The 23,619-nt window shown below is 66.0% G+C and carries 19 protein-coding genes and 1 pseudogene; 8 read left to right on the top strand and 12 right to left on the bottom strand.

What is annotated here, in order from left to right:
• Positions 1-143: 143 nt before the first annotated feature.
• Positions 144-3,836 carry an indolepyruvate ferredoxin oxidoreductase family protein gene (locus tag OU995_RS00835; RefSeq protein WP_267833457.1) on the bottom strand — a complete coding sequence of 1,231 codons (3,693 nt, stop codon included), beginning with the start codon at positions 3,834-3,836 and terminating at the stop codon, positions 144-146.
• A 129-nt stretch (positions 3,837-3,965) separates the two neighbouring features.
• On the opposite strand from OU995_RS00835, the gene OU995_RS00830 reads away from it, so the two are divergent.
• Together OU995_RS00830 and OU995_RS00825 are read left to right on the top strand one after the other, a co-directional pair.
• Complete coding sequence (locus OU995_RS00830; RefSeq protein ID WP_267833456.1) at positions 3,966-4,448, top strand: Lrp/AsnC family transcriptional regulator; 483 nt, start codon at positions 3,966-3,968, stop codon at positions 4,446-4,448.
• Between the two features lie 75 nt (positions 4,449-4,523).
• Positions 4,524-5,240: an HPP family protein gene (locus tag OU995_RS00825; RefSeq protein ID WP_267833455.1), complete on the top strand. Its 717-nt coding sequence runs from the start codon at positions 4,524-4,526 to the stop codon at positions 5,238-5,240.
• 25 nt (positions 5,241-5,265) lie between these two features.
• Here the strand turns inward: OU995_RS00825 and OU995_RS00820 are convergent, their stop codons facing one another.
• Positions 5,266-5,694, bottom strand: coding sequence for a hypothetical protein (locus OU995_RS00820; RefSeq protein ID WP_267833454.1), 429 nt, complete (start codon positions 5,692-5,694; stop codon positions 5,266-5,268).
• Positions 5,695-5,913: 219 nt separating this feature from the next.
• On the opposite strand from OU995_RS00820, the gene OU995_RS00815 reads away from it, so the two are divergent.
• A complete protein-coding gene (locus OU995_RS00815; RefSeq protein ID WP_267833453.1) occupies positions 5,914-6,462 on the top strand; it encodes a protein phosphatase CheZ in 549 nt (182 codons plus the stop codon).
• Positions 6,463-7,180: 718 nt separating this feature from the next.
• Here the strand turns inward: OU995_RS00815 and OU995_RS00810 are convergent.
• Complete coding sequence (locus OU995_RS00810) at positions 7,181-7,999, bottom strand: zinc-dependent peptidase (protein ID WP_267833452.1); 819 nt, start codon at positions 7,997-7,999, stop codon at positions 7,181-7,183.
• Between the two features lie 408 nt (positions 8,000-8,407).
• Here OU995_RS00810 and OU995_RS00805 point away from each other — a divergent pair, with 408 nt between their 5' ends.
• Both OU995_RS00805 and OU995_RS00800 read left to right on the top strand, forming a co-directional pair.
• Positions 8,408-8,779, top strand: a complete 372-nt coding sequence (locus OU995_RS00805) for a hypothetical protein (protein WP_267833451.1) — start codon at positions 8,408-8,410, stop codon at positions 8,777-8,779.
• A gap of 102 nt (positions 8,780-8,881) precedes the next feature.
• Positions 8,882-10,594 (top strand): hypothetical protein, encoded by a 1,713-nt coding sequence (locus OU995_RS00800; RefSeq protein ID WP_267833450.1) that lies wholly within the window; start codon positions 8,882-8,884, stop codon positions 10,592-10,594.
• A 250-nt stretch (positions 10,595-10,844) separates the two neighbouring features.
• Here OU995_RS00800 and ylqF read toward each other — a convergent pair.
• The 8 genes and pseudogenes from ylqF to OU995_RS00760 form a co-directional block, all read right to left on the bottom strand.
• A pseudogene (gene ylqF, locus OU995_RS00795) lies at positions 10,845-11,783 on the bottom strand (ribosome biogenesis GTPase YlqF); the annotation flags it as partial.
• A 39-nt stretch (positions 11,784-11,822) separates the two neighbouring features.
• Positions 11,823-12,320, bottom strand: coding sequence for a copper-binding protein (locus tag OU995_RS00790; RefSeq protein ID WP_267833449.1), 498 nt, complete (start codon positions 12,318-12,320; stop codon positions 11,823-11,825).
• Between the two features lie 261 nt (positions 12,321-12,581).
• Complete coding sequence (locus OU995_RS00785; protein WP_267833448.1) at positions 12,582-13,991, bottom strand: multicopper oxidase family protein; 1,410 nt, start codon at positions 13,989-13,991, stop codon at positions 12,582-12,584.
• Positions 13,992-14,074: 83 nt separating this feature from the next.
• Positions 14,075-15,523, bottom strand: a complete 1,449-nt coding sequence (locus OU995_RS00780) for a TolC family protein (RefSeq protein ID WP_267833447.1) — start codon at positions 15,521-15,523, stop codon at positions 14,075-14,077.
• A gap of 81 nt (positions 15,524-15,604) precedes the next feature.
• A complete protein-coding gene (locus OU995_RS00775) occupies positions 15,605-16,156 on the bottom strand; it encodes a hypothetical protein (protein ID WP_267833446.1) in 552 nt (183 codons plus the stop codon).
• A gap of 69 nt (positions 16,157-16,225) precedes the next feature.
• Positions 16,226-16,567, bottom strand: a complete 342-nt coding sequence (locus OU995_RS00770) for an energy transducer TonB (RefSeq protein WP_267833445.1) — start codon at positions 16,565-16,567, stop codon at positions 16,226-16,228.
• 85 nt (positions 16,568-16,652) lie between these two features.
• Positions 16,653-18,197, bottom strand: a complete 1,545-nt coding sequence (locus OU995_RS00765; protein WP_267833444.1) for a methyl-accepting chemotaxis protein — start codon at positions 18,195-18,197, stop codon at positions 16,653-16,655.
• Positions 18,198-18,670: 473 nt separating this feature from the next.
• On the bottom strand, positions 18,671-19,387 hold the full coding sequence (locus OU995_RS00760; protein WP_267833443.1) for a YggS family pyridoxal phosphate-dependent enzyme: 717 nt from the start codon (positions 19,385-19,387) through the stop codon (positions 18,671-18,673).
• Between the two features lie 25 nt (positions 19,388-19,412).
• Between OU995_RS00760 and OU995_RS00755 the strand changes: the two genes are divergently transcribed.
• The 3 genes from OU995_RS00755 to OU995_RS00745 all read left to right on the top strand — a co-directional run bounded on the left by OU995_RS00755 (position 19,413) and on the right by OU995_RS00745 (position 22,821).
• A complete protein-coding gene (locus tag OU995_RS00755) occupies positions 19,413-20,456 on the top strand; it encodes a type IV pilus twitching motility protein PilT (RefSeq protein WP_267836415.1) in 1,044 nt (347 codons plus the stop codon).
• A 206-nt stretch (positions 20,457-20,662) separates the two neighbouring features.
• Complete coding sequence (locus tag OU995_RS00750; RefSeq protein WP_267833442.1) at positions 20,663-21,799, top strand: PilT/PilU family type 4a pilus ATPase; 1,137 nt, start codon at positions 20,663-20,665, stop codon at positions 21,797-21,799.
• 119 nt (positions 21,800-21,918) lie between these two features.
• Positions 21,919-22,821 carry an NAD(P)-dependent oxidoreductase gene (locus OU995_RS00745; RefSeq protein WP_267833441.1) on the top strand — a complete coding sequence of 301 codons (903 nt, stop codon included), beginning with the start codon at positions 21,919-21,921 and terminating at the stop codon, positions 22,819-22,821.
• A gap of 97 nt (positions 22,822-22,918) precedes the next feature.
• Here OU995_RS00745 and OU995_RS00740 read toward each other — a convergent pair whose 3' ends face one another.
• Entirely contained in the window at positions 22,919-23,539 is a 621-nt protein-coding gene (locus tag OU995_RS00740; RefSeq protein ID WP_267833440.1) for a BON domain-containing protein, read from the bottom strand.
• Positions 23,540-23,619: the final 80 nt, after the last annotated feature.

The following is a 23,619-nucleotide window of genomic DNA, read 5'->3' as shown; positions in this document are numbered from 1 at the left end:
TGCCGCGCCCACCCGCCGCCTGTCCACGGCCTTTGCGAAATTTCACGTGGGACCGGTGGTTCTTAGCGTCTTGACTGCCATCGCCATCGCCATCGCCATCGCCATCGCCACGCGACCACTCGCGCAGCTACGGCCCCCGTCGTTCACAACTCGGCCACACCCTTGACACGCACAGCCTGCACCGGCACCACCGCGACCGGCGCGGCGGCGGCCCGCCCGTGAAAGCGATCCAGCAGATCCTTCCATTGGGCCCGCACCGTGACCACATGGGCCAGCTTCACGTGGCCATAACCGCGGATGCCCTCCGGCAGCCGGGCCAGACGTACCGCCACATCCAGCCGCTCGGCGGTGAGATGGCGCAGCAGTTCGTCCACCAGGGCTTCGTAGTCCTGGATCAGCTGGCGCTCCATGCGGCGCTCTTGCGTCTTGCCGAACACATCCAGCACCGAGCCGCGCAGCCTCTTGAAGCGGGCCAGCACCTTCATCGCCTGGAAGGTCCATCCGCCCAGGGTGAGCTTGCGTACACGCCCGTCAGGACCGGGCCGTGCCAGCAGGGGCGGGGCGAGATGGAAGCTGAGCTGGTCCCAGTCCTCGAATTGCGCCTTCAGCGCCTGCTCGAAACGGCCATCGGTATAGAGCCGGGCTACTTCGTATTCGTCCTTGATGGCCAGCAGCTTGGCGTAATAGCGGGCGACGGCGCGGGTCAGGCGCAAGCCCTTGCCGGCCTCGCCCAGAGCGGTTTCTGCCGCACGGACGCGTTGCACGAGCTGTTCATAGCGCTCGGCATAAGCGCGGTCCTGATAAAGCGTCAGGAAAGCCTTGCGGCGGGCAATCAGGCCCTGCTCGCCATCGAGCTGGTCGAAGTTGAAGAACTGCACCGGGGTGGCCGAGTTACCGGCCAGGCGCTGCAGCGCCTCGGGCGCGGCAATGGCCAGACGGCCCAGCGCAAAGGCGGTCTTGTTGTTCTCCACCGCCACGCCGTTGAGTTCAATCGCCCGCATCAAGGCATCCAGGCTCAGCGGCACCAGACCACGCTGCCAGCAGGCCCCCAGCATGATGATGTTGCTGGGCATGGTGTCACCCATCAGGCGCTGGGCAATGTCCTGCGCATCAATGCTGTTGATCAGCTCCGCGTGGCCGCCCACCGCATGCTGCATCTTGGCCAGCAGCGCGTCGGGCTGCAGCGAGGCATCCGGTTGGCGGACAAAGGCGGCCGTGGGCAGCTCATGCGTGTTGGCCACAATGACGGTACGGCCTGCTTTGACGGTGGCCAGCGCATCGGCACTGGCACCCACCACCATGTCGCAGGCCAGCAGCACGTCCGCCTGCTGCGTGTCGATGCGGACCTGGTTGAGCAGGTCCTGCGTCGGCGCGACCCGCACAAACGACAGCACCGCACCGCCCTTCTGCGCAAAGCCCATGAAGTCCAGCACCGAGCCCTGCTTGCCTTCCAGGTGTGCGGCCATGGTCACCAGGGCCCCCACGGTGACCACGCCCGTGCCGCCCACGCCGGTGACCAGCATGTCGAACGGGCCGGTCCACTGCCAGGCGGCAGGGGCGGGCAGGGCGCGGATCTCACGGGCGAGGTCGTCCGGACCGAAGCCGCCGCCCGCGCGCTTCTTGAGCTTGGCCCCATGCACCGACACAAAGCTCGGGCAGAAGCCGTTGACGCAGCTGAAGTCCTTGTTGCAGCTGGTCTGCTCGATGGCGCGCTTGCGGCCCCAGTCGGTTTCCACCGGCACCACTGACAGGCAGTTGCTGGCCTGGCCGCAGTCGCCGCAGCCTTCGCAGACGGCTTCATTGATGAAGATGCGGCGAGGCGGGTCGGGGAATTCGCCCTTCTTGCGGCGACGGCGTTTTTCAGCGGCGCAGGTCTGGTCGTAGATCAGCACCGTCACGCCTTCGATCTCGCGCAGTTCCCGCTGCACCTGATCGAGCTGCGAGCGGTCGTGGAAGGTGGTGCCGGCGGGGAACAGCCCTTCATGCCCCTGGTACTTGCCGATGTCGTCGGACACCACGACCAGGCGCTTCACGCCTTCCGCTTCCACCTGCCGCGCAATCTGCGGCACGCTGGTCTGTCCGTCCACCGGCTGCCCGCCGGTCATGGCGACGGCGTCGTTGTAGAGGATCTTGTAGGTGATGTTGGCACGCGCAGCGATGGCCTGGCGGATGGCGAGATACCCGGAGTGGTAATACGTGCCGTCGCCCAGGTTCTGGAATACATGGCGCTCGGTGGTGAAACGCGAATGGGCGGCCCAGTCCACACCTTCGGCGCCCATCTGGATGAGGCCGGAGGTGCCGCGCTCCATCCAGCTGGCCATGAAGTGGCAGCCAATGCCGGCCAGTGCGCGTGAGCCTTCCGGCAGTTGGGTGGAGGTGTTGTGCGGGCAACCCGAGCAGAAGTAGGGCTGGCGACGCACGCCGTCGGCGCTGTTGGACAGCAGGCACGGGGTGAGGAAATCCACCACCAGATGGCGGCGGTCCAGCGCCGGGTTCAGCCGGGCCAGCCAGTCGGCCAAGGTGGGCATGATGCGCGAGGGCCGCAGCTCTCCGAGTGCGCTCAGCACGGGGCGGCCCTGTTCATCGGTCTTGCCCACGACACGCGGGCGCTGGCTGTCCGGCAGGTGGAACAGCAGTTCCTTGATCTGCCGCTCCACCACAGGGGCCTTTTCCTCGATCACCAGCATGTCGGTCAGCCCGTGTGCGAACTCGCGCAGGCGGGTCGGCTCCAGCGGATACACCAGGCCCACCTTGTAGACGCGCACACCGGCAGCCGCCAGGGCATTGGGGTCCAGATCCAGGCGGCGCAGCACTTCCATGAAGTCGTAGTGCGCCTTGCCGATGGTGACGATGCCCAGCGTGGCCCGCGGGCTCACCACCACATGCTTGTCGATGGCGTTGACCCGCGCAAAGGCCAGCACGGCGTCCAGCTTGTGGGCCAGGCGGGATTCGAGCTCCAGCGAGGGCAAGTCCACCGGGCGGATGTGCAGCGAGGTGGGCGGTGTGTGCTGCACGGGCAGTTCGAAGTCCAGCGGCACGGCATCCAGATCCACCGTCATGCCGGACTCGACCACTTCCGAGATGGCCTTGAAGCCGACCCAGGCGCCGGAGAAGCGCGACAGCGCCCAGCCGTACAGGCCGAACTCCAGGTATTCCGCCACGTTGGCCGGATGCACCAGCGGCATCGACCAGGCTTGCAGGGCCAGATCGCTCTGATGCGGGGTGCTGGAGGACACGCAGCCATGGTCGTCGCCGCACACCACCAGCACCCCCCCCAGCGGCGATGTGCCGTAGACATTGCCATGCTTGAGGGCGTCCCCGGAGCGGTCCACCCCCGGCCCTTTGCCGTACCACATGGCAAACACGCCATCGACGGTGCGCTTGGGGTCCAGCGCCACGCGCTGCACGCCCAGGCAGGCGGTGGCGGCCAGGTCTTCATTGATGGCGGGCAGGAAGTTCACCTGCGCGTCGTCGAGGAATGTCTTCGCCTTCCACAACTGCTGGTCGACCATGCCCAGCGGGCTGCCGCGATAGCCCGAGACAAATCCCGCCGTCTTCCAACCCTGGCGTTCGTCCACCCGCTTTTGCATCAGCAGCAGACGCACCAGCGCCTGGGTGCCGGTCAGGAAGACCTGCCCGCTGGTGGCGGCGAGGTTGTCGGAGAGTCTGTAGGGACGCAGCGCCGGGGCCGTCCTGGTGGGGGACACAGCGGCGGAAACGTCGGTGGGAACCCCGGAGGAGATGTCGGAGGAGATGTCGGAGGAGTCGTCCGCTGCAAGGGGCAGCGGGCTGGGAAGGGTGCCGGCTTGCGTCGTCGGGACGTCTTGTGAATGCATGGCCTGTCTCCGGGCCCAGGGCCCGCTGATGGGGAGAGGGGCATTTTTGATGAGCACGGGGCGTCAAACTTGCTCGCTTCACTCTCAAGCCCTACGATCTTGAGTAGAAAATTCTCAAAAGTGGCTGGAATGGCAAAAGAAACTGTGGATTCGTCCTTCGATCGCGCCACCCGCCTCATCCTGGAAGCGCTGCAGCAGGACGCCAGCCTCAGCACCCAGCAACTGGCGGAGCGGGTGGGCTTGTCCGCCACGCCGGTCTGGCGCCGTGTGCGGGAACTGGAAGAGCGGGGTGTCATCCGCCGCCAGGTGGTGTTGGTGGATCGCGAGCAACTGGGCCTGTCGATCTGCGTGCTGGCCAATGTCAGCCTGGTGCGCCACAGCGAGGGGGCGGTGGAAGCCTTTGAGGCGATGGTCGCCGCCAGCCCGGAGATCGTGGAGTGCCAGGCCATCACCGGTGAGGCGGATTACGTCATCAAGGTCGTGGCGCCGGACATGAAGGCCTACGATCAATTCCTGCAGACCAAGATCTTCAAGGTGGCCGGGGTGCACAGCGTGCGCAGCAATGTAGTGCTGCGTGAAGTGAAGTACGAAACCGCGCTGCCCGTGCCGTGAATTTGCCGGGATTCCGCTGTGAGTCCGCCGTGTGTGCGGATTGGCGGGCCTGAAGGCCTGTGTCATGCTGCCCGCATGTTCACCGTCTACGGCACCTCCGGAAAGATCTATACCGGCCCGCTGGAGCAGGTCCGTGACCTGGCCCCGGTGCAGGCCGTGGCGCGCACGCGGGCGGTGGCGCCGATTGCCCGGCAGGAGCCGGACGAACCGTCTTCCGTGGCAGTGCAACTGGGCCAGGGGAACGGCCGGGGCGCCGGTGGTGGTGCCGGTGGTGGTGGTGCGGCGCCTGCCGGCCCGAAGCATCCTTCCCAGACCTATGCCGCCCATGAGGCGCTTGCGGCCTATGGCGGTCCGACGGTCCGACAGCCGCTGTCCCTGGTGCGGCAACTGATGAGCCGGCGCTTGGTGAGTGTGCGGGTCGGGCTGTCGCTGCGCCGCGCCTGGGGCGTGCTGGCCCGTGCCGGTGTCGGCCAGGCCCCGGTGCTGGGGCCGCAGGGGGAGGTGGTCGGCTTGATCACACGGGCCGATCTGCTGCGCGGTTTGTCGGACGACCTGAGCCAGGCCGGGGAGGTGACACTGCGCCTGGATCAACCGGTGGATGAGGTGATGTGGACCCCGGTGCCGGCCGCGACGGAGGACACGCCGGTGCGGGAAGCGGCCCAGTTGATGCTCGACCTGGGCCTGCCCGGCCTGCCGGTGGTGGACGACACCGGTCATGCACTCGCGTTTGTGTCCCGCAGCGACCTGCTACGCGCTTTGACGCACGAGCCGCCACTGGATCTGTGGTCCTGAGGCCGCTTCAGGCGCTTCGGACGCTTCAGTAGCGGCGGTTGTACTTCTGCGCCGCTTCCAGCTCCAGGGCCTGCTGGGTGCGCCAGTCGGTGCAGACAAACACACCGTCCTCAAACACGATGTCCGGCAATGAGCCGTCCCCGTGCGCCATCCGCCCATCCTTGCAGACCATGCTGCTCTGGGTGGTGGATTGTTCCGAGAGGGCCTTGCCCACGGCCATGCTGTCCCGGGTGAACAGCGCCAGGCTGGCCAGGCCGATCAGCAAGCCCATCAGCAACACCACGCCGCCCACGATGTCCATCACATCGCGCATCGCCGATGGCGGCGCCACCGTGGTCGGAGAGAAACGTTGGCCCGAAGCAAAGCTCACCGCCTCGACGGTGCCCGCTGCAGGGGCAGCCCGAGGGGGTGTGCGGGAGTAGCTGGGAGAGGAGCGGGTGTAAGCCATGTTCATCTAGCGATCGAAACATCTGACACCGGTCGCGGCAGCGACGGGGGCGCAGCGGTGGGTCGAACGAACGAGCTAAGCCTACAAGGCGACTGGGCTTGGCAATCACTTAAATGCAGGGTCGATCCCCAAAAATGCACGAGTGGCGGGGGTGCTTGCCGTTGGTTACACCGCTTGCACAATTAAGATTTTGCCGCTCCAGAACCGCATTTTTTGGTGCGAACCATGTCTCAATCCGAAGCTTTACCTTCCGTCGCGGGTGCTCATCAGGCGCTGCACAAGCTGTCGCAGGAATTGCCGGATGCCTGCGAGCGTCTGGATTACGTCAAGCGCATGACCGATCAAGCGGCCAGCAAGGTGCTGACGCTGGTGGATGCTGCGCAGGACGATGCGGAGGCGGTGCGACGACAAGGCAGTGAGCTGTCCGAGTCTTTGCAGCGGCTGGCGGTGTCGCAGGACCTGAGTGTGGAACGCGCGCGGGCGATGATGCGGCTGTGCGCGGCCTATGCCGCCAGCGCGGCGGGGTTCGCGGAGCGGGTGAAGGGGCTGCAGACCGAAATCATGATGGCGCAGGACTTCCAGGATCTGTCCGGCCAGGTGATCAACAAGGTGCTCGGCATGCTGCGCCCGGCCGAGGCGCCGCTGCAGGAGCTGCTGGCGCAGTTCGAGGCGGCTGAGCCGGCGGCGGAAGAACAGCTTGCCGGCGTCCAGACCCCCGACAAGGCCCTCCAGCAGGATGACGTCGATGCGTTGCTGGCCGAAATGGGGTTCTAGAGCCCCCGGCCTGAGTCGCGCTGAACGCGCTTGGTCAGTCCGCCCCCCAAGGGGGCATGCCGGCCACCTTGGGGCGGCCCGGCGGTGGCCGGCCGCCGCTAAGTGACGGCAAGCTGAAGCCCCCGGCCTGAGTCGCGCTGAACGCGCTTGGTCAGTCCGCCCCCCGAGGGGGCATGCCGGCAGTGATGTTGGCCCCCGGCCTGAGTCGCGCTGAACGCGCTTGGTCAGTCCGCCCCCCAAGGGGGCATGCCGGCCACCTTGGGGCGGCCCGGCGGTGGCCGGCCGCCGCTAAGTAACGCTCCCGCGCTGGATGAAGCTCCCACATGGATGACACTCCTGCGCGGGTGATGCTCCCACGTAGATGACGCTCCCACGTGGATGACGCTCCCACGTGGATGACGCTCCCACGTGGATGACGCTCCCACGTGGATGAAGCTCCCACATGGATGAAGCTCCCACATGGATGAAGCTCCCACGTGGATGACGCTTCCACGTAGATGACGCTCCCACGTAGATGACCCTCCCACGTGGATGATGCTCCTGCGTAGATGACGCTCCTGCGTAGATGACGCTCCTGCGTGAGTGATGCTCCCATGTAGATGGCGCTCCTACGTGGATGCCGCTTCCGCGTGGAGGGTGCTCCTGCGCTGGAGGGAGGAGCCCTGCCAACCTTAGGGCCCCGGACTGAGTCGCAGCGGAGGGGCTTGGTGAGGCCGGGTTAGGTCCAGACGAGCGGGTCGACTTCGTAGAAGCGGCTGAGCTCGGCATAGACGGCCGGGTGAGATTGGGCAAGGGCACCGGGTTGGCAGAAGAAGCGTTCGCTGGCCACAGCAAAAAACTCCGCAGGTTCGGTGGAGGCGTATTCGCCCAGCGGGTCCGGCTCGCCTGAGTCCAGACGAGCACGCAGCAGCGCAAAGCTGTCCTGCATGACCCGCGCCCAACGGGCCTGACGCCCTCGGTCCCCCAGCAGCGGCGCACCATTGGCATATCCCTTGTCCTGGTCCAACTGGTGCGCAAATTCATGCACCACCACGCTGTGGCCACCTTCAGGCTCGGCCGCTTCACGCTGCACATGCTCCCACGACAGCACCACCTGACCTTCCCCCCAACTCTCGCCGCTCAGCACCTGCCGCTGATGCATCTGCAGCGGCCCCTGCTGCCGCACACGGTCCACCATGAACGGGCCGGGATACACCAGCACACTGTGCAGGCGCGGGTAGTAACCCCGCGACCGCCCCAGCAACGGCATACAAGCCAATGCCGCGATCGTTACGCGAACCTCGTCGGTGATGGTCTGGCCCGCGCAGCCAATGAACTGTTTTTCCGCCAGGAACACCTGCATCTGGCGCTTGAGGCGTAGCTGCATGTCGGTCGGCAAGCGGGCCACCTGCGGGACGTTGCGCCGCAGGATCGTTCGCCAGGGCGCCGGGAAGGCCCGCGCTCGCACCCGAGCACGACGCCATGCCACCCGCCACGGCTGGCTCGCCCACCAGGCGCACAGCCCCACCGCCACCAGCACCAGCAGGATCAGCCCCATGACATCCGCCTCATGACTCGGCCCTTCGGCCGGCGCAGTGACGTCGCTTCGCAATGAAGCACACAGGCCAGGCGCCGTGTCACCACATGCGTGGCCCGTCGGTCGATTTCAAGAGCGGCCGACAAGTAAGGAATCGATTCGATCGATTCCCCAGGGATGGACATTCGCCAGGCACCGCCCCCACGTACATCCGGCCGCCGCGACATTTCAACGGCGGTCGGGCGATTGGCGCGCGGTGTGCGCGTCAGCAGCCCGGACGCAAGACCCGACCCCGGACAATTCGCGTTATCGGCATTCGGCCGGGACACTTGAGCGTCAGCGTAGCCAGGACACCCGGATCGGTTCACCACCAAATCAAGAGGGAGACGGCAGGCGCCCCCACCGCCGCCGCAGACGGGATTGACGCTGATGGAGATCATCACCACGCCCTTGCGGACTTCACCGTTCGACGTGAGCCCCTTGCGGCAGTACCAGGCCCAGCAACAGCAGGCCATGCTGGACGGCCCCACACCTTCCGTGGTGCTGCGTCTGTCGCCCTTCATCGGCAGCACCCCTCAGCAGGACTACACCGCCCGCCAGTGGGCCGACGTGACCAGCGGCGACCATCCGCTGGCCGCGCCAGCGGCCCCCGTGTCCTCCGTCAACACCCCCACCTACTCCCGCGGCACCTATACCCCGGTGAGCGGGCACGACATCAGCATTTCGGTGGATCTGGGGCCCCTGCTCTGGAACCACGTGGAACGGGGTGGCGTGGGGCAACTGCTGAACGTCAAGGCCTGATCCGCCCTTTCGGCGCCATCACCGGCCGCTGCTGCGCGCCAGAACAAGTGGGCCCCAATGGCGCACTAGAAGCGCTCCAACCCGCTTCTCCTGGACGCGCTCATGCATTCCCTCCTCTCCACCTCTCCCTTGCAGGCCTCTTGCGCAGCCCACGCCACGGCGGCCACAGCGCCCAGCGGTCGCAGCTCCATGCCCTCGGCGCTGGCGAGCCAAGGCATCTGGCAGCCGCTTGCGGCCTTGTCCCAGCGGCTTCACGAGCATCAGAACCGGCAACAATTCGTGGTGTTGAATGCCGGTGAGCAAGCCCTGCTGGGCTCGGTCCTCTCCGAGGTGGACCCTCAGATCCTGCCACCGGACCAACAGCACCTGCTTGAACAACAGGTCGAGGTCTTTGCAAAGCCTGCCACCGGCGCCACCACCGTGATGCCCGAGCAACTGTCCCTCCTCACGTCCCTGCTCGATGTGGTGATGTCGGCCTATGGGCAGCTGGAGCAGGATGAATGGGGCCCGCGAACGGAAGAAGATCTTCGACCCGTGCGAGAACTGGCCGACTGGATGAGGATGACCCTAGGCACCAGAGCCGACCTGGGTTCACGGTCGGAGATCGGTCGCCTGCTGTTGAGTCAGTCCGCCGGCCTTCGTCACGAGTTTCATATCGGCAGCGATCTGTGCCTTCCGCAACTGCCACCAGGACACACGCTGCATCAGCTGCTGGCGGCGCGTACCCGGGTCCATGTGACCTTGCAGGGAGTACCCGCCCAGTTCATGCATCTGGAAGACTCGCTGAACGCTCTGCCGCTGCGCACATGGCGATTGACCCACCTCATTGCGCTGGAGAGTCTGATCGATCCGGCACGCGCCAATCTCCGAACCCTGGACCTGACGGAAGTGGGAAGTCCTCTGTCGGAAGAGGATCTGGCCCTCATCCGCCACGCCGCCGACACCTTCCCCAATCTCCATCAGATCTTGCTGCCTGACACCACCTCCGATCTGGCGCTGGGCGCGCACTGGAAAACCACGCCGAGTTCCGGCGGTCTTCGATTCACTCGCAAGGACCGGCCCGATGGCCTCGCATTGTTGGACCAGGCGGTCAGCCAATGGAAGGGCTACTACCTGGGTACCCGCATGGCCATTCGCCACACGGCGAGCACACCGGAGTCCGCCCGCCTGTTGCGCTTTGCCACGACGCTGGGTCAGGCGGGCATCGAGTCGAGAGCGGGACAGCAACTGCTGAACATGTTGACCCGAGCAGCTGTGGACGCCGATGTGCGACGTGCCTGTGCGGCGCTCATCGACCAGCAGGAGGCGGTGCAGACCAATCCCAAAGCCTTGATGGACCTGATCGACCGGACCTTCTCTTCGCAGCGTCCCACCGGGATGGCACTGCCGCTGCGGGCGGATTCACTGCCTGCGGTCCATGTCCGCCCTGAGACAGCCCCAGACACGCGGAGCGCGCTGATTCCCCTGGAAGCGATCCGGCAAATGAACGCCGAAAGCGACTCCGACGACTTCTACCCCTTGAGTGAGGAGGACACCGAGGTCTGGAATTTCATCCGCAGCGCCCCATTGAACCGAGCGGGCAACGCAGCGGAACGTGACGATGCCTTGGACAGCTCCGCCAGCAGCATCACCATTGAAGGGTCGGAACTGGCTCCCAGTGAGTTGACCGACAGCATTCAGTGGTTGCACCCCATCAATGCGGCGGCCGGTGAATCTCAGGCGGAGCGCCCGACTGGCAATGGCCCGCGCTCGCTCGCAGACGAGGATGCCTGGGCGCAGCGGGCGCAGGTGGAAATCGGACGGACCCACCTCTGACGCAGGTCATCTCCCATGGACCGCCTGGCGGTCCTGGGTGGGCTCAGCGGGGGCGCCGGGACCCCGGAAGGGTGACATCGTCGGACGGTGAATGGCGGCCGCTGTTGGCGTCCCCCTCCTCGTGGGCGGCATCGTCTGCAACGTTGTCGATTTCGTGCTCGTCCTCGGCCGCGTCCACGTCCACGTCGCCATCGCCATCGCCGTCAAGCTCATCCGCCTCCGCCTCGCTTGCCTCCATCGCCAGCCGCTGCCGTTCCGCATCCCGCGTGCCACGCTGGGCCAGCGCTTTCTGCGCTTCCTTCTCCAGCCGTCGGGCTTCGTGTTCGGCGTCGGCCTGTGCGACCCAGGCCGCGTATTCGTCCGGCGTCTCCAGCGTGATGCGGCCCAACTGGCCTTGGCGCAGGTCGTACAGCAGCACCTCGGCGGCCTTTTGCATGTTGATGCGGCCGCCCCCGAGTACCGCCCCTCGGCGCTTGCCGATGGCCTCCAGCAGTTCGGTTTCGCTCAGTTCCTCCCGCACCGTGACCTGATAACGCGCCTGAAGGGACTGCGGATAGTGGCGCCGCAGATAGGCCAGCAGGTCCAGGGCCACCACCTCCTCTTCGAACGCGTTGCGTCCGATGGCGCCGCTGGCGGCCAGGTTGATGCCGGCCTGCGGAATCTCGATCTTCGGCCAGAGCATGCCGGGGGTGTCGAACAGATAAACGTCCTTGTCCAGCACGATCTTCTGTTCGGTTTTGGTGATGCCGGGCTCATCCCCGGTCTTGGCCATGCGCTTGCCCACCAGCGTGTTGATCAGCGTGGACTTGCCCACGTTGGGAATGCCGCACACCAGCACCCGCAGCGGCTTGTTCAGGCCGCCCCGGTTGGGCGCCGCCGCCCGGCATTCCTGCGCCAGCGCCTTGGCCAGGCCGGGCATGCCCTGGTGGATGCCGATGGCGCGCGTGTCCGGCTGGGCACGGTAGTGCGCCAGCCAGGCGTCGGTGCGGGCGGGGTCTGCCAGGTCCTGCTTGTTGAGCAGCTTCAGTGCGGCACGGCCGGCGGTGAGCTGCGCCAGCAGGGGATTGGCGCTGCTGGCGGGCACACGCGCGTCCAGCAGTTCCACCACCACGTCGATCCCGCTTTTCATGCGCTCACGGATTGCGCCCCGGGTCTTGTGCATGTGCCCGGGAAACCATTGGATAGCCATGGGGCGATTGTCCGCGATCGCGGCATCGCCCGGCCAGGATCAATGGTGATGGTGCTCGGAGGCGGGCGCTGACGCCGCTGTGGTCGGTGCAGCTGTCGAAGACGAGGCCGCCGATGCCGACCCGCCCGCCGCCTTGCCCGTCACCCGACGCAGCGCGGTGATGGTGAGCTGCCCGAGCGGAGCCTCGGCCTGGAATTCGATCCGGTCACCCGCTTTGAGGGCCTTGACCTGATCCGCGCTCAGCGCACCCGGTTGCAGGCGGAACACCATGGTCATGGCCCCCATGTCGAGGTAAGGGATGTCGGCATGGCGCACGGTCAGGCGGTTCAGCGCGATATCCACGCGGCGCACTTCACCGGCCACCCAGGTCTGGGCCGGAGCGGTGGCAGGGGGCATGGCGGCGCTGTCCGCCGCCGGGGCGGCGCGGCTCTGCGCCATGGCAGGGGATGCAGAGGCCATGCCGGCGAGAGCGGCGGCCAGCGTCAGCAGGGCCGCTGCGATCGGGCGTTGATGAGAGGAGTTGGAGGTCGAGGTCATGAATGTCCTTGCTGAGTGGGTCGGGTGAACGGGTGGAATTCGCTGAATTCGGTGAGTTCGGTGAATCGGCTGAATGGGCTGAATGGGCTGAATGTGGCGAATGGGGCGGATCGAGGGGATCGGGACTATCGGGTCTATCGGGTCTATGGGGTCGATCGGATTGATCGGATCGATCGGGTCTATCGGGTGGATCAGTGGGGCGATGTTCCTGGCCAGGCGGTTCGAGACGCTGCAATTCATGGTGGCGCTCGATGCCCCCCATCAATGCTGATGACCTTCGTGCGCCCCAGGCTTGCGAACCTGCAACGGCGGTGCGGAGGCCGGTTGTGGTGTGGCGGGAGCCGTGGTCCCCGATGGCTGCGGTGCAGTGGGGGGCGGCGGTGCTTCTGCAGCGGCTACGCGCTGGGCCACGGTGCCCGACGGTGGGCGGTACCAGCCTGGGTCGCTGTAGTTGCCGGGCTTCTGGTCTGCGCGCACCTTCAGCACGCTGAACATGCCGCCCATCTCCAACGACCCGTACGGCCCGGCACCGGTCATCATCGGTGCGGTGTTCTCCGGCAGCGGCATGGACATCGCGCCCATGTCGGCCATGCCGCGGTCACCCATGGTCATGTAGTCCGGAATGATGCGGTTGATGCGGCTGGCCAGGCCGCGGTGGTCCACACCGATCAGCGTGTCGACGTTGTGGCCCATTGCATTCATCGTGTGGTGGCTCTTGTGGCAGTGAATGGCCCAGTCGCCGGGCTCATCCGCCACGAACTCGATCTGCCGCATCTGGCCCACGGCCACATCGGTGGTCACCTCCGGCCAGCGCGCCGAAGGCGGCACCGGCCCGCCATCGGTGCCCGTGACCTGGAACTCATGCCCATGCACATGGATGGGATGGTTGGTCATGGTGAGATTGCCCACCCGGATGCGTACCCGGTCCCCCTGGCGCACCGGCAGCGGATCGATGCCGGGAAAGGCACGGCTGTTCCAGGTCCACAGGTTGAAATCGGTCATGGTCATGATCCGGGGCGTGTAGCTGCCCGGGTCGATGTCGTAGCTGGCCAGCAGGAAACAGAAGTCGCGGTCCACCTTGGCGATGTGGGGGTGCCGTCCCTTCGGATGTGTGATCCACAGGCCCATCATGCCCATGGCCATCTGGGTCATTTCATCGGCATGCGGGTGATACATGAAGGTGCCGGGGCGGCGCGCCTCGAACTCATACACAAAGGTCTCGCCGGGTTTGATGGCCGGCTGGGTGAGGCCGGAGACACCGTCCATGCCGTTGGGCAGCCGCTGACCATGCCAGTGCACGCTGGTGTGCTCGGGCAGCCGGTTGGTGACGTAGATGCGCACCCGGTCCCCTTCCACCACCTCGATGGTGGGGCCTGGTGACTGGCCGTTGTAGCCCCACAGCCGGGCCGTGCAGTCGGGCGCGATCTCGCGCTCGACCGGCTCGGCCACCAGATGGAACTCCTTGATGCCGTTGCGCATGCGCCAGGGCAGGGTCCAGCCGTTGAGGGTGACCACCGGCTGGTAGGGGCGTCCGTCAGGCGGGAGCAGGGGCGCTGCCGTGTCGGCGGTGGTGCGGATGACCGGCTCCGGCAGGGCTGCGAGCGCCGCCCGCGCCACGCCGGAGGCACTGACGGCGGCCATGCCGGCGAAGAGATGTCGTCTTGAAATCATGAGGGGTCCTTGCGGCGGAGGCGCCAGGCGCATGGGCACTGGCCTTCACCGGTGTGATGCAGGTGGTGATGCAGGGTGTGAGGTCAATGCGCAGCAGCGCTGCTGCGAGGCGTTGCGACGGCGGGGCTGTCAGGGCCGGCCGGCATGCGACCTGCGCCGCCGGCCTCCAAGGGGCTGAGCAGCGCCTGCGACAGGTCGGCTTCGGCCAGCCAGTAGTCGCGCTCCGCAGCCAGGTTTGCAGCCATCAGCCGCGCCTGCTCCCGTGCATCGGCCAACAGGTCGTTCACACCGATCAGCATGCCGTTGTAGCGAAGCAGGGTTTCGTCGGAGATCTGGCGGGCCAGGGGCAGCACTTCGTCGTGGTAGCGGCGGGCGGTGCGCCAGGCTTGATCGGCCCGCAGTTGCGCGTCCTGCACTTCGGCTTGAGCCTCCAGGGCCACCTGAGCGGTGTGCTCCAGCGATTGTTCATAGGACTGGCGAGCCCGTTCGCTGCGGGCCTGGCCCCAATCGAACAGGGGCAGTTCCAGGCTCAGGCTCGGGCCGTGCTGGGGGGGCTCGGTGTTGCTGCGATTGTTCTCATAACCCAGCTGCAGCACGTTCACCAGCCGGGTCTGCCGGGTCAGCCCGAGCTGGGCGGCCAACTGCCGGGTCTGGCGAGTGGCGGCCTGGATGTCCAGCCGCTGGTCGAGCGCCTGCTGCGCCACGACGGGTGTGCTGCGGCGTTGCTCGGGCAGTGCCGGGAGCTGGTCTGGCAGGCGCAGCGCGGGGCCGCTGGCGAGGTCCAGGCCAAGGGCGCGCAGCAGGGCGACGCGGTCGCGATCCGCCTGCAGCCGCATCTGGTCCACCCACAGCCGGGTGTCGGCTTGCACCGCCTGCTCGCGGGCCAGCCGCAGGGCGCTGATGTTGCCGGCGCGCTGCATGCGCAAGGCCAATTCCGCGCCTGCTTCGGCCGAGTCCAGCACGGTCTGGGCATGACGCAATTGCGCCTGCGAGGCCACCGCCTGGATCCAGCTGCGGCGGGCCTGGCCGGCCACTCCCAGCAACTGCTGGGCAGCCTCCAGTTGCTGTCGCTCCAGCACCTGGGCTGCGGCGGCCTGACGCGCCCCCCGGCCCAGCAAGGCGGCCAGATTGATCGAGAGCCCGCGCTCGATTTCGGTTTCTTCACCGCGCACCAGACGACCCACGCTCAGCGCGGGGTTGGGCCACAGCAGGGTCTGGACCCGGTCAGCGTCGGCCATGCCGAGGCCGTAAAGCGTTGCCTGCAGGCCACGATGGTTCAGCAGCGCGAGTTGCACGGCGGCCTGGGCATCAACCGGCTGCGCCAGCAGCGCCTGGGTCCGCTGCGCGGCGGCATCGCGGGCCTGTGGGGTGCGTTGCCAGGGCAGGTCGGCCTGCCACTGCTGTTGGCTCAGCGCCTGGACCGGCGCAACGGCCTGGTCCGGCTGCAGACTGGTGCAGCCCACCAGGGCGGAGATTGCCGCCAGGGTGTACACCCCCTTCAACACAGGGGGCAGGGAATGGGGAACAGACATGACGTCCTCGTCGGCAAAGGCACGCCGTTGGGCGTGCGACCAAAGCGACCACGACCCGACCTGGGCGTAGCGCTTCCGTGCTCAGGCGAGGAGGTGTTTGGGCGGCCGGTCCGGCGTCTGCGGCTGGCGCTCCAGCAGGGCCGCCAGGGCGGTGGTGGGCGGTGTGCCCGCCGGCAGTGTGGCGGCGACTGTGAATGGCGTCGCGAGCAGGGCCACGCCGATGCAGCATTGGGCGCAGAAGCTGCAGCCGTGGTGCTGGGCGCTGGGGTCGCCGCAGGCGTGGCTGGCGTGAGCGGTGTGAAAGGCCTGAACGGCCTGATCGGGGTCAGTCGCGTCAGCAGCGTGACCGCCGTGTGCGGCGTGACCACTGTGAGCGCCCGGATGACGATCGGGGTGAGGGGGGTGAGAGGTGTGAGGGAGCGGAGAGGGGTGGGCGTGCAGCCCGGCCACTGCGGCCGTCGGGGCCCGCAGACCCGCCGTCTCGGCGGCCATGCTCATCTGCATCGTCACCGCCAGCACGCCCTGCAGCGGCAGGCACAAGCCCATCAGGGCGAGCACCAGCCAGCGGCTCCATGAGAGCCGGCGCGAGGTGAGGGCGGGCAGCGAGCGCATGACGTGCCGAGTGTAGACCACGGCATGGTCCCGCCCGGCACACCGTTCGCAAAGCGCTGCGGCATCTGACCGATGCGGGCCGCTCCGACCTCAGTCTTCGTTCTTGAAGACCAGCTTCACTTCGTGGGTCTGCTTTTCGCCGCTGGGCTCGAAGCGCCAGTCCATCAGGGCGCGGGTCACGGCCTTGTCGAACACCTTGCGCGGTTCGGCTTCCAGGATTTCCACGCCAGACACCTTGCCGTCCGGATCGATGTTCATCTTGGCGCGCACAGAACCGGAGCTGATCGACTGACGGGCCGCTTCAGCCGGGAACTCCGGCGGCACCTTCTTGATGATCTTGGGTGTGGCGTGGGCGCCAGCGGCCAGCAGCAGGGCGGCAGCCAGGCCCAGCAAACTGCGGGACAGGGACTTGGGGGTCAGGGAATTGCTCATCAGGGGACCTCGTACGTCTTGGAGCTTGGTCGATCCGAAGGATGTGTCGGATGTTCTGGATGGTTGTGGGGCTGCTCCCGTCCGATCAGGCCCGGAAGAAGCCGACCGCATTCACCAGGCGGGTCGAGCTGTCACGCAGCGAGTCGGTCGAGCGGGACAGGGCCTCCACCAGCGTTGTGTTCTGCTGCGTGGTGCGGTCCAGTTCGTTCATGGCGTTGTTCACCACGCCCACACCGGCGGCCTGTTCCTGGGCCGAGTGCGAGATTTCCTCGATCAACTGACCCATGTTGTTCACTTCGTCCACCACCGAGCGGATGGTGGCGCCGGCGTTGTTCACCAGGGCCGTGCCGTTCTCGACCTTGACGGACGATTCCTGGATCAGCACCTTGATTTCCTTGGCGGCCTGGGCACTGCGGGAAGCCAGTGCACGCACTTCGGACGCCACCACGGCAAAGCCCTTGCCGTGCTCACCGGCACGTGCGGCTTCCACAGCGGCATTCAGGGCCAGGATGTTGGTCTGGAAGGCGATGCCATCGATCACGCCGATGATGTCGCCGATCTTGCGCGAGCTGGCGCTGATCTCTTCCATCGTCGACACCACCTGGCTCACCACATTGCCACCGGCCGATGCGGACTGGCGGGCCTTGGAGGCGATGGTGGACGCCTTGCGGGTCAGCTCGCTGGCGCCGTTCAGGTTGGAGGCAATCTGCTCCACCGACGAGGCGGTGTTCTGCAGGCTGGCAGCGGAGCGGGCGGTACGGTCCGACAGATCGACGTTGTTGCCGGCGATCTCGTTGGAGTTGTGGGCCACTTCAGTCGCGGCCGCGCTCACACTGGCCACCACGCCGGACAGCGCCTGCTGCATGTCACGCATGGCGTGCAGCATCTGAGCCAGTTCGTCGGTGCCTTGCACCTCGATGTTCTGCGACAGGTCGCCGGAGCTGATGGCCTGCGCGGCATCCTTGGCCTTGCGGGCCGGCACGACGATGGAGCGGGCAATCGTCAGACCGCCGACACCACCGATCAGCACGGCCACCACCACCAGGGCACCGGTCACCAGGATCGACTGGTTGGCCAGCTTGGCGCCGGACTCGGCCAGCGAGCGGGCATTGCTGAACTGCAGGTCGACCAGACCCTTGATGTTTTCCTGATAGGCCTGCTGCGCCGGACGCACGTCGGTGATCAGGCTTTCGCGGGCTTCGTCCGGGCTGCCGTCCTGCTGGATCTTCAGGAACTTCGATACGGCGGCGGCGAACTTGACCTGGTTGTCATGCACACGGCTGACCAGTTCCTTGTCCTTCGGGTCGACCACCTTGCCTTCCAGGTCGGCCAGTTGCTTCTCGCTGTCGGCCAAGGCCTCAGAGATGGCGGCCTTCTGCTTCTTGATCTGCCTGGCTTCGTCCAGCAGCAGCAAGTCGCGCGCCGCACGGGCGATCACATTCACGTTGCCTTCCAGCGCGTTGGCTGCGGCGATGTTCACCAAGCTTGAGTTGGCGGTCTGGTCCAGATCGTGGGACAGGCGGCTGGAGTTGTGGGCGCCGTAGGCACCAATCACGATCAGCAACAGAATGAGCAGGGTATAGCTCAGCGTCAGGCGTTGCCCGATCCGCAGGCGGGACAGAAACGACATTGATTCCCTCGCATGGAATAAGTTCTTGGAGTCTGGTGAAACCGCGCTGAGACCACTGATGCAATTCACCTAGCGCTTGGGCTTCGGCGAAATCATCGGTGGCCTTGATGGCATCGCGTCATGCCGGTTTTCGAGGGCCGTGAATTCTGACGCGCCACTTGCAACTGATTGAAAAATCGGTGTCCATGCCTCTCGGGTTCACCCTGATAGGGTTGTTACCTGAGCGTCGCAAAAACGTCACCAAGCTGGGCGAACTGCGTGACTTTTGGGGTCAGTTCTTGCCGTCTGCTGTACGGTGAAGTTTCGTCGAGTTACCGCTTCGGCGGCGGGATGGGGGCAGGTCTGAACAGGGCAGTTTCAGCAGGGGGAATCGCGGGGTGCGAATGCCGGGGGCCGGCTGTTGCTGCGTTGAAACCGAGCGCTGATGGGGGCGCTCGGTGAAGGTGTGAAGGTGCGGCAGGGGGGGGCCTGCGTCAGACCTGAGGCAGGGCCGCAGCCGGCCGTTGACGTTGGCCGAAGATCGCCGAGCCCACACGCACCATCGTTGAGCCTTCCTGGATGGCCGCTTCCAGATCCGCGCTCATGCCCATGCTCAGCGTGTCCAGCGCCAGACCCTCGGCCTGCAGCTGTTGCATCAGCCCCGCCAGCGCGCGGTGCGGCTGCCGTCGCTCCTCCAGGGTCTGGGCCGGTTCCGGAATGGCCATCAGCCCGCGCAGGTGCAGTCGGGGCAGGGCCACCACGGCGCGTGCCACGTCGGGCACCTCGGCGGGCGTGAGACCGCTCTTGCTGGCTTCGCCGCTGATGTTGACCTGCAGGCAGATCTGCAGCGGCGGCAGGTGTTCCGGCCGTTGGTCGGACAAACGCTGCGCAATCTTCAACCGGTCCACGCTGTGTACCCAGTCGAACTGTTCGGCCACCACCCGGGTCTTGTTGCTCTGCAAGGGGCCAATCATGTGCCACTGCACCTGCGAGCGCAGATCGGCCAGCGCAGCGATCTTGTCCACGCCTTCCTGCACGTAGTTTTCCCCAAAGCGGGTTTCGCCCGCTTCGAAGGCTGCTCGCACATCTTCGGCCGGAAAAGTTTTTGTTACCACGAGCAGCGTGACGCTGTGCACAGGTCGCGACGCCTGCTCACAAGCAAGCGCCATGCGAGCCCGCAGCTGTTGTATGTTCTCGGAGATCGTCGCCATAATCGACCAGGCTATTGTTTATTCCATGGACATCACTCAACTGCTGGCATTCTCGGTCAAGAACAAGGCCTCTGACCTCCACCTCTCGGCCGGACTGCCGCCCATGATCCGGGTGCATGGAGATGTGCGCCGCATCAATGTCGAGCCGCTCGAGCACCGCCAGGTGCACGACATGGTCTACGACATCATGAGTGATGCGCAGCGCAAGGCCTACGAAGAAACCTTGGAATGTGATTTCTCCTTTGAAATCCAGGGCCTGGCCCGCTTCCGCGTCAATGCCTTCAACCAGAACCGGGGTGCCGGTGCGGTGTTCCGGACCATTCCGTCCAAGATCCTGACGCTGGAGAACCTCAACGCGCCCAAGGTCTTTGCGGAACTGGCGTTGAAGCCCCGCGGCATGGTGCTGGTGACCGGCCCCACGGGCTCCGGCAAGAGCACGACGCTGGCCGGCATGGTCAACCACCTCAACGAAAACGAATACGGCCACATCCTCACGATTGAGGATCCGATCGAATTCGTGCATGAATCCAAGAAGTGCCTGGTCAACCAGCGGGAAGTGGGTCCGCAGACCATGAGCTTCTCCAACGCGCTGCGCTCGGCCCTGCGTGAAGACCCGGACGCGATCCTGGTGGGTGAAATGCGGGACCTGGAAACCATCCGCCTGGCCCTGACCGCCGCGGAAACCGGTCACTTGGTGTTTGGCACCCTGCACACCTCCTCGGCCGCCAAGACGGTCGACCGGATCGTGGACGTGTTCCCGGCGGCGGAAAAGGACATGGTCCGCGCCATGTTGTCCGAATCGCTGGTGGCCGTGATCTCGCAGACGCTGTGCAAGACCAAGGACGGCAACGGCCGGGTGGCCGCGCACGAGATCATGCTGGGCACCTCGGCCATCCGCAACCTGATCCGCGAAAACAAGGTGGCGCAGATGTATTCCGCCATCCAGACCGGCAACAGCATGGGCATGCAGACGCTGGACCAGAACCTGACCGAGATGGTGCGTCGCAACATCATCTCCCCGGCCGAGGCCCGCGCCAAGGCCAAGTTCCCCGAGAACTTCCCCGGCTGATCGCTGCGCTGCCCGGCGAAAGAGGCACGTCCCCGCCGGGGGCAGACTGTCGCTTCGTACCCCTCGTTACCGACCCGCAGCCGGGCGGCGTGAAGTTCGCGCACCTGAGCGCGGAAAATGTAAGCGCCTCGATAGACCGGACGGCCTCAGCCGCCTATCCTTACTGACTTATCTCGCTCCGGCCAGGGGCCGACAGGACCGCTTTTATGGAACGCGACCAGGCTACAAAGTTCATCAACGACCTTCTGCGCCTGATGGTGTCGCGCAAGGGCTCAGACCTGTTCCTCACGGCGGACTTCCCGCCCGCCATCAAGGTGGACGGCAAGGTGACCAAGGTGTCTCCCCAGCCGCTCACCGGACAGCACACCTTGCAGCTGGCCCGTTCCATCATGAACGACAAGCAGGCGGCCGACTTCGAGCGCACCAAGGAATGCAACTTCGCCATCGCCCCGCAAGGCATTGGCCGCTTCCGGGTGAACGCCTACATCCAGCAGGGCAGCGTGGCGCTGGTGCTGCGGACCATCCCGGCGACGCTGCCCACCATCGAATCGCTGGAGCTGCCGTCCATCCTCAAGGAAGTGGTGCAGACCAAGCGCGGTCTGGTCATCCTGGTGGGCGCCACCGGCTCGGGCAAGAGTACCTCGCTGGCCGCGATGATCGACCATCGCAACGAAACCACCCACGGCCACATCATCACGATTGAAGACCCGGTGGAATTCGTGCACCCGCACAAGAACTGCATCGTCAGCCAGCGCGAAGTGGGGCTGGATACCGAAGGCTGGGAATCGGCTCTCAAGAACACGCTGCGTCAGGCGCCGGACGTCATCCTCATGGGCGAAATCCGGGACCGCGAAACCATGGAACATGCCGTGGCCTTCGCCGAAACCGGCCACTTGTGCATGGCCACGCTGCACGCCAACAGCGCCAACCAGGCACTGGACCGGATCATCAACTTCTTCCCTGAAGAGCGCCGGGCGCAACTGCTGATGGACTTGTCCCTGAACCTGAAGTCCATCGTGTCGCAGCGCCTGCTGCCGCGCCAGGAGGGCAAGGGCCGGGTGGCTGCGGTGGAAATCCTGCTCAACACCCCGCTGATCTCCGACCTGATCTTCAAGGGCGAAGTGGGTGAGATCAAGGAAATCATGAAGCGCTCGCGCGAGCTGGGCATGCAGACCTTCGACCAGGCGCTGTTCGACCTGTACGAATGGGGCCGCGTCACCTACGAAGACGCCCTGCGCAACGCCGACTCGGTGAACGACCTGCGTCTGCAGATCAAGCTCAACAGTGAGCGTGCCCGCAGCGGCGATCTGTCGTCGGGCACGGAGCATCTGTCGATCGTCTGATCGGGCCATCAAGCGGCCATCAAGCGACCACCAAGCGGCCATCCGGCCGCTCAGTGACCCCTTCGATGCCCGCCGAAGCGCCACAATCGGGGTTCCATTCTTCATGACGGACCCCGCCCATGAGCAGCATCGGCCAGCGCAGCTATTCCTCCACTCCTTCCCAACGTGTGGCCTTTCTGGGGCTGGGCGTGATGGGTTTTCCCATGGCGGGCCATCTGGCGACAGCCGGGCAGCACGTCACGGTCTATAACCGTTCTCCGGCCAAGGCCCAGGCCTGGGTAGCCGAATTCGGCGGCACCTCCGCGCCCACACCGCGTGAAGCGGCCCAGGGGGCCGATGTGGTGTTTGCCTGCGTCGGCAATGATGCCGACCTGCGATCGGTGGTCCTGGGCGAGGAGGGCGCATTTGCCGGCATGAAGCCCGGCGCCATTTTTGTGGATCACACCACGGCGTCCGCCGAAGTCGCGCGGGAGCTGCATGCGCAGGCGAAGTCGCGCGGGCTGCATTTTGTGGATGCGCCGGTTTCCGGCGGACAGGCCGGCGCCGTCAACGGTGCGCTGACCATCATGTGCGGCGGTGATGCTGCCCCTTTTGACGCCATCCAGCCGCTGGCCCTGCACATGGGCAAGGCCGTGACCCGTGTGGGTGAAGCCGGCGCGGGGCAACTGGCGAAGATGGTCAACCAGATCTGCATCGCAGGCATCGTGCAAGGCCTGTCGGAGGCCATCGCCTTTGGTCAGCGCAGCGGCCTGCCGATGGAACTGGTGCTGGACGTGATCGGCAAGGGCGCCGCCCAGAGCTGGCAGATGGACAACCGTGGCAAGACCATGGTGGCCGACAAGTTCGACTTCGGCTTCGCGGTCGACTGGATGCGCAAGGATCTGGGCCTGGTGCTGGATGAAGCCCGCCGTAATGGCGCACGGCTGCCCCTGACAGCGCTGGTCGACCAGTTTTATGGCGACGTGCAGGAGATGGGCAGCGGACGGCTGGACACCTCCAGCCTGATCAAGCGGCTGAAGTGATTCAGCGGCTGACCTGAAGCCGAAGCGGCTGGCCGGATGGCTCCGGGCAGCCGCTTCAAACCGATTGAGGGCCCGCAGGCGCCTCGTGCGTGGGGCCTTATTCCTTCGGTGCCGACGGGCGCAGATTGGCCAGTTCGGCTTCGCTGATGATTTCCATCGCGCGGACCACCTTCTTCACACCACTGACACCGCGGGCGATGTCGGTGGCGCGGCTGGCTTCGCGTTCGGTCACGCGGCCCATGATGTAGACGTTGCCACGCTCCACCACGACATAGAAGGCATTGGAGACCAGGTCCTTGGCATCCAACAGGCTGGCCTTGACCTTGGTGGCGATGGCCACGTCATTGGCACGGCTGGACAGCGAGCTGAGCATGCCCACACCCACTTCATTCAGCACCGTGTTGACGTTCTCCACGCCACGGGCGATGTTCTCGATGGCGGCGCGGTCCTCGTCATTGCGGGTTTCGCCGGTCAGCAGCACCAGGCGGTTGTAGCTGTTGACGCTGATGTGCACACGGTCGCCCAGCTGCTCGCGGATGCGGTTGGCGGTCTTGAGCTCGATGCTCTGGTCTTCCAGTTGCGTGCCGGAGGTGCGGCGGTCGGTCACGACCAGGGCGCTGCCCGCAGCACCGGCCAGCACCAGAGGCACGCAGGCGGTCTGCAACAGGCTGGCGGCAACAGCACCGGCCAGGATCAGGGCACGGGTTTTGGTGATCATGTGGGGTCCTCGGGGAAATTAGCAGGAAAGGGCTCGCAAGCTCGTCAGTCAGGGCGGACAGCGCCCGCTGTGGCGAGACG

This window comes from Roseateles sp. SL47 (assembly GCF_026625885.1).
Taxonomy (GTDB): Bacteria; Pseudomonadota; Gammaproteobacteria; order Burkholderiales; family Burkholderiaceae_C; genus Roseateles.
The sequence above is the reverse complement of the archived record's forward strand: the minus strand, read 5'-3'. Positions and strand labels throughout refer to the sequence as shown.

Coding starts and splice junctions, on each gene's coding strand:
- OU995_RS00770 (WP_267833445.1), bottom strand. CDS start 16,567: ATGAGCAATTCCCTGACCCCCAAGTCCCTGTCCCGCAGTTTGCTGGGC.
- OU995_RS00785 (WP_267833448.1), bottom strand. CDS start 13,991: ATGATTTCAAGACGACATCTCTTCGCCGGCATGGCCGCCGTCAGTGCC.
- OU995_RS00765 (WP_267833444.1), bottom strand. CDS start 18,197: ATGTCGTTTCTGTCCCGCCTGCGGATCGGGCAACGCCTGACGCTGAGC.
- OU995_RS00805 (WP_267833451.1), top strand. CDS start 8,408: ATGGAGATCATCACCACGCCCTTGCGGACTTCACCGTTCGACGTGAGC.
- OU995_RS00745 (WP_267833441.1), top strand. CDS start 21,919: ATGAGCAGCATCGGCCAGCGCAGCTATTCCTCCACTCCTTCCCAACGT.
- OU995_RS00760 (WP_267833443.1), bottom strand. CDS start 19,387: ATGGCGACGATCTCCGAGAACATACAACAGCTGCGGGCTCGCATGGCG.
- OU995_RS00825 (WP_267833455.1), top strand. CDS start 4,524: ATGTTCACCGTCTACGGCACCTCCGGAAAGATCTATACCGGCCCGCTG.
- OU995_RS00750 (WP_267833442.1), top strand. CDS start 20,663: ATGGAACGCGACCAGGCTACAAAGTTCATCAACGACCTTCTGCGCCTG.
- OU995_RS00800 (WP_267833450.1), top strand. CDS start 8,882: ATGCATTCCCTCCTCTCCACCTCTCCCTTGCAGGCCTCTTGCGCAGCC.
- OU995_RS00820 (WP_267833454.1), bottom strand. CDS start 5,694: ATGAACATGGCTTACACCCGCTCCTCTCCCAGCTACTCCCGCACACCC.
- OU995_RS00830 (WP_267833456.1), top strand. CDS start 3,966: ATGGCAAAAGAAACTGTGGATTCGTCCTTCGATCGCGCCACCCGCCTC.
- OU995_RS00815 (WP_267833453.1), top strand. CDS start 5,914: ATGTCTCAATCCGAAGCTTTACCTTCCGTCGCGGGTGCTCATCAGGCG.
- OU995_RS00835 (WP_267833457.1), bottom strand. CDS start 3,836: ATGCATTCACAAGACGTCCCGACGACGCAAGCCGGCACCCTTCCCAGC.
- OU995_RS00810 (WP_267833452.1), bottom strand. CDS start 7,999: ATGGGGCTGATCCTGCTGGTGCTGGTGGCGGTGGGGCTGTGCGCCTGG.
- OU995_RS00790 (WP_267833449.1), bottom strand. CDS start 12,320: ATGACCTCGACCTCCAACTCCTCTCATCAACGCCCGATCGCAGCGGCC.
- OU995_RS00755 (WP_267836415.1), top strand. CDS start 19,413: ATGGACATCACTCAACTGCTGGCATTCTCGGTCAAGAACAAGGCCTCT.
- OU995_RS00780 (WP_267833447.1), bottom strand. CDS start 15,523: ATGTCTGTTCCCCATTCCCTGCCCCCTGTGTTGAAGGGGGTGTACACC.
- OU995_RS00740 (WP_267833440.1), bottom strand. CDS start 23,539: ATGATCACCAAAACCCGTGCCCTGATCCTGGCCGGTGCTGTTGCCGCC.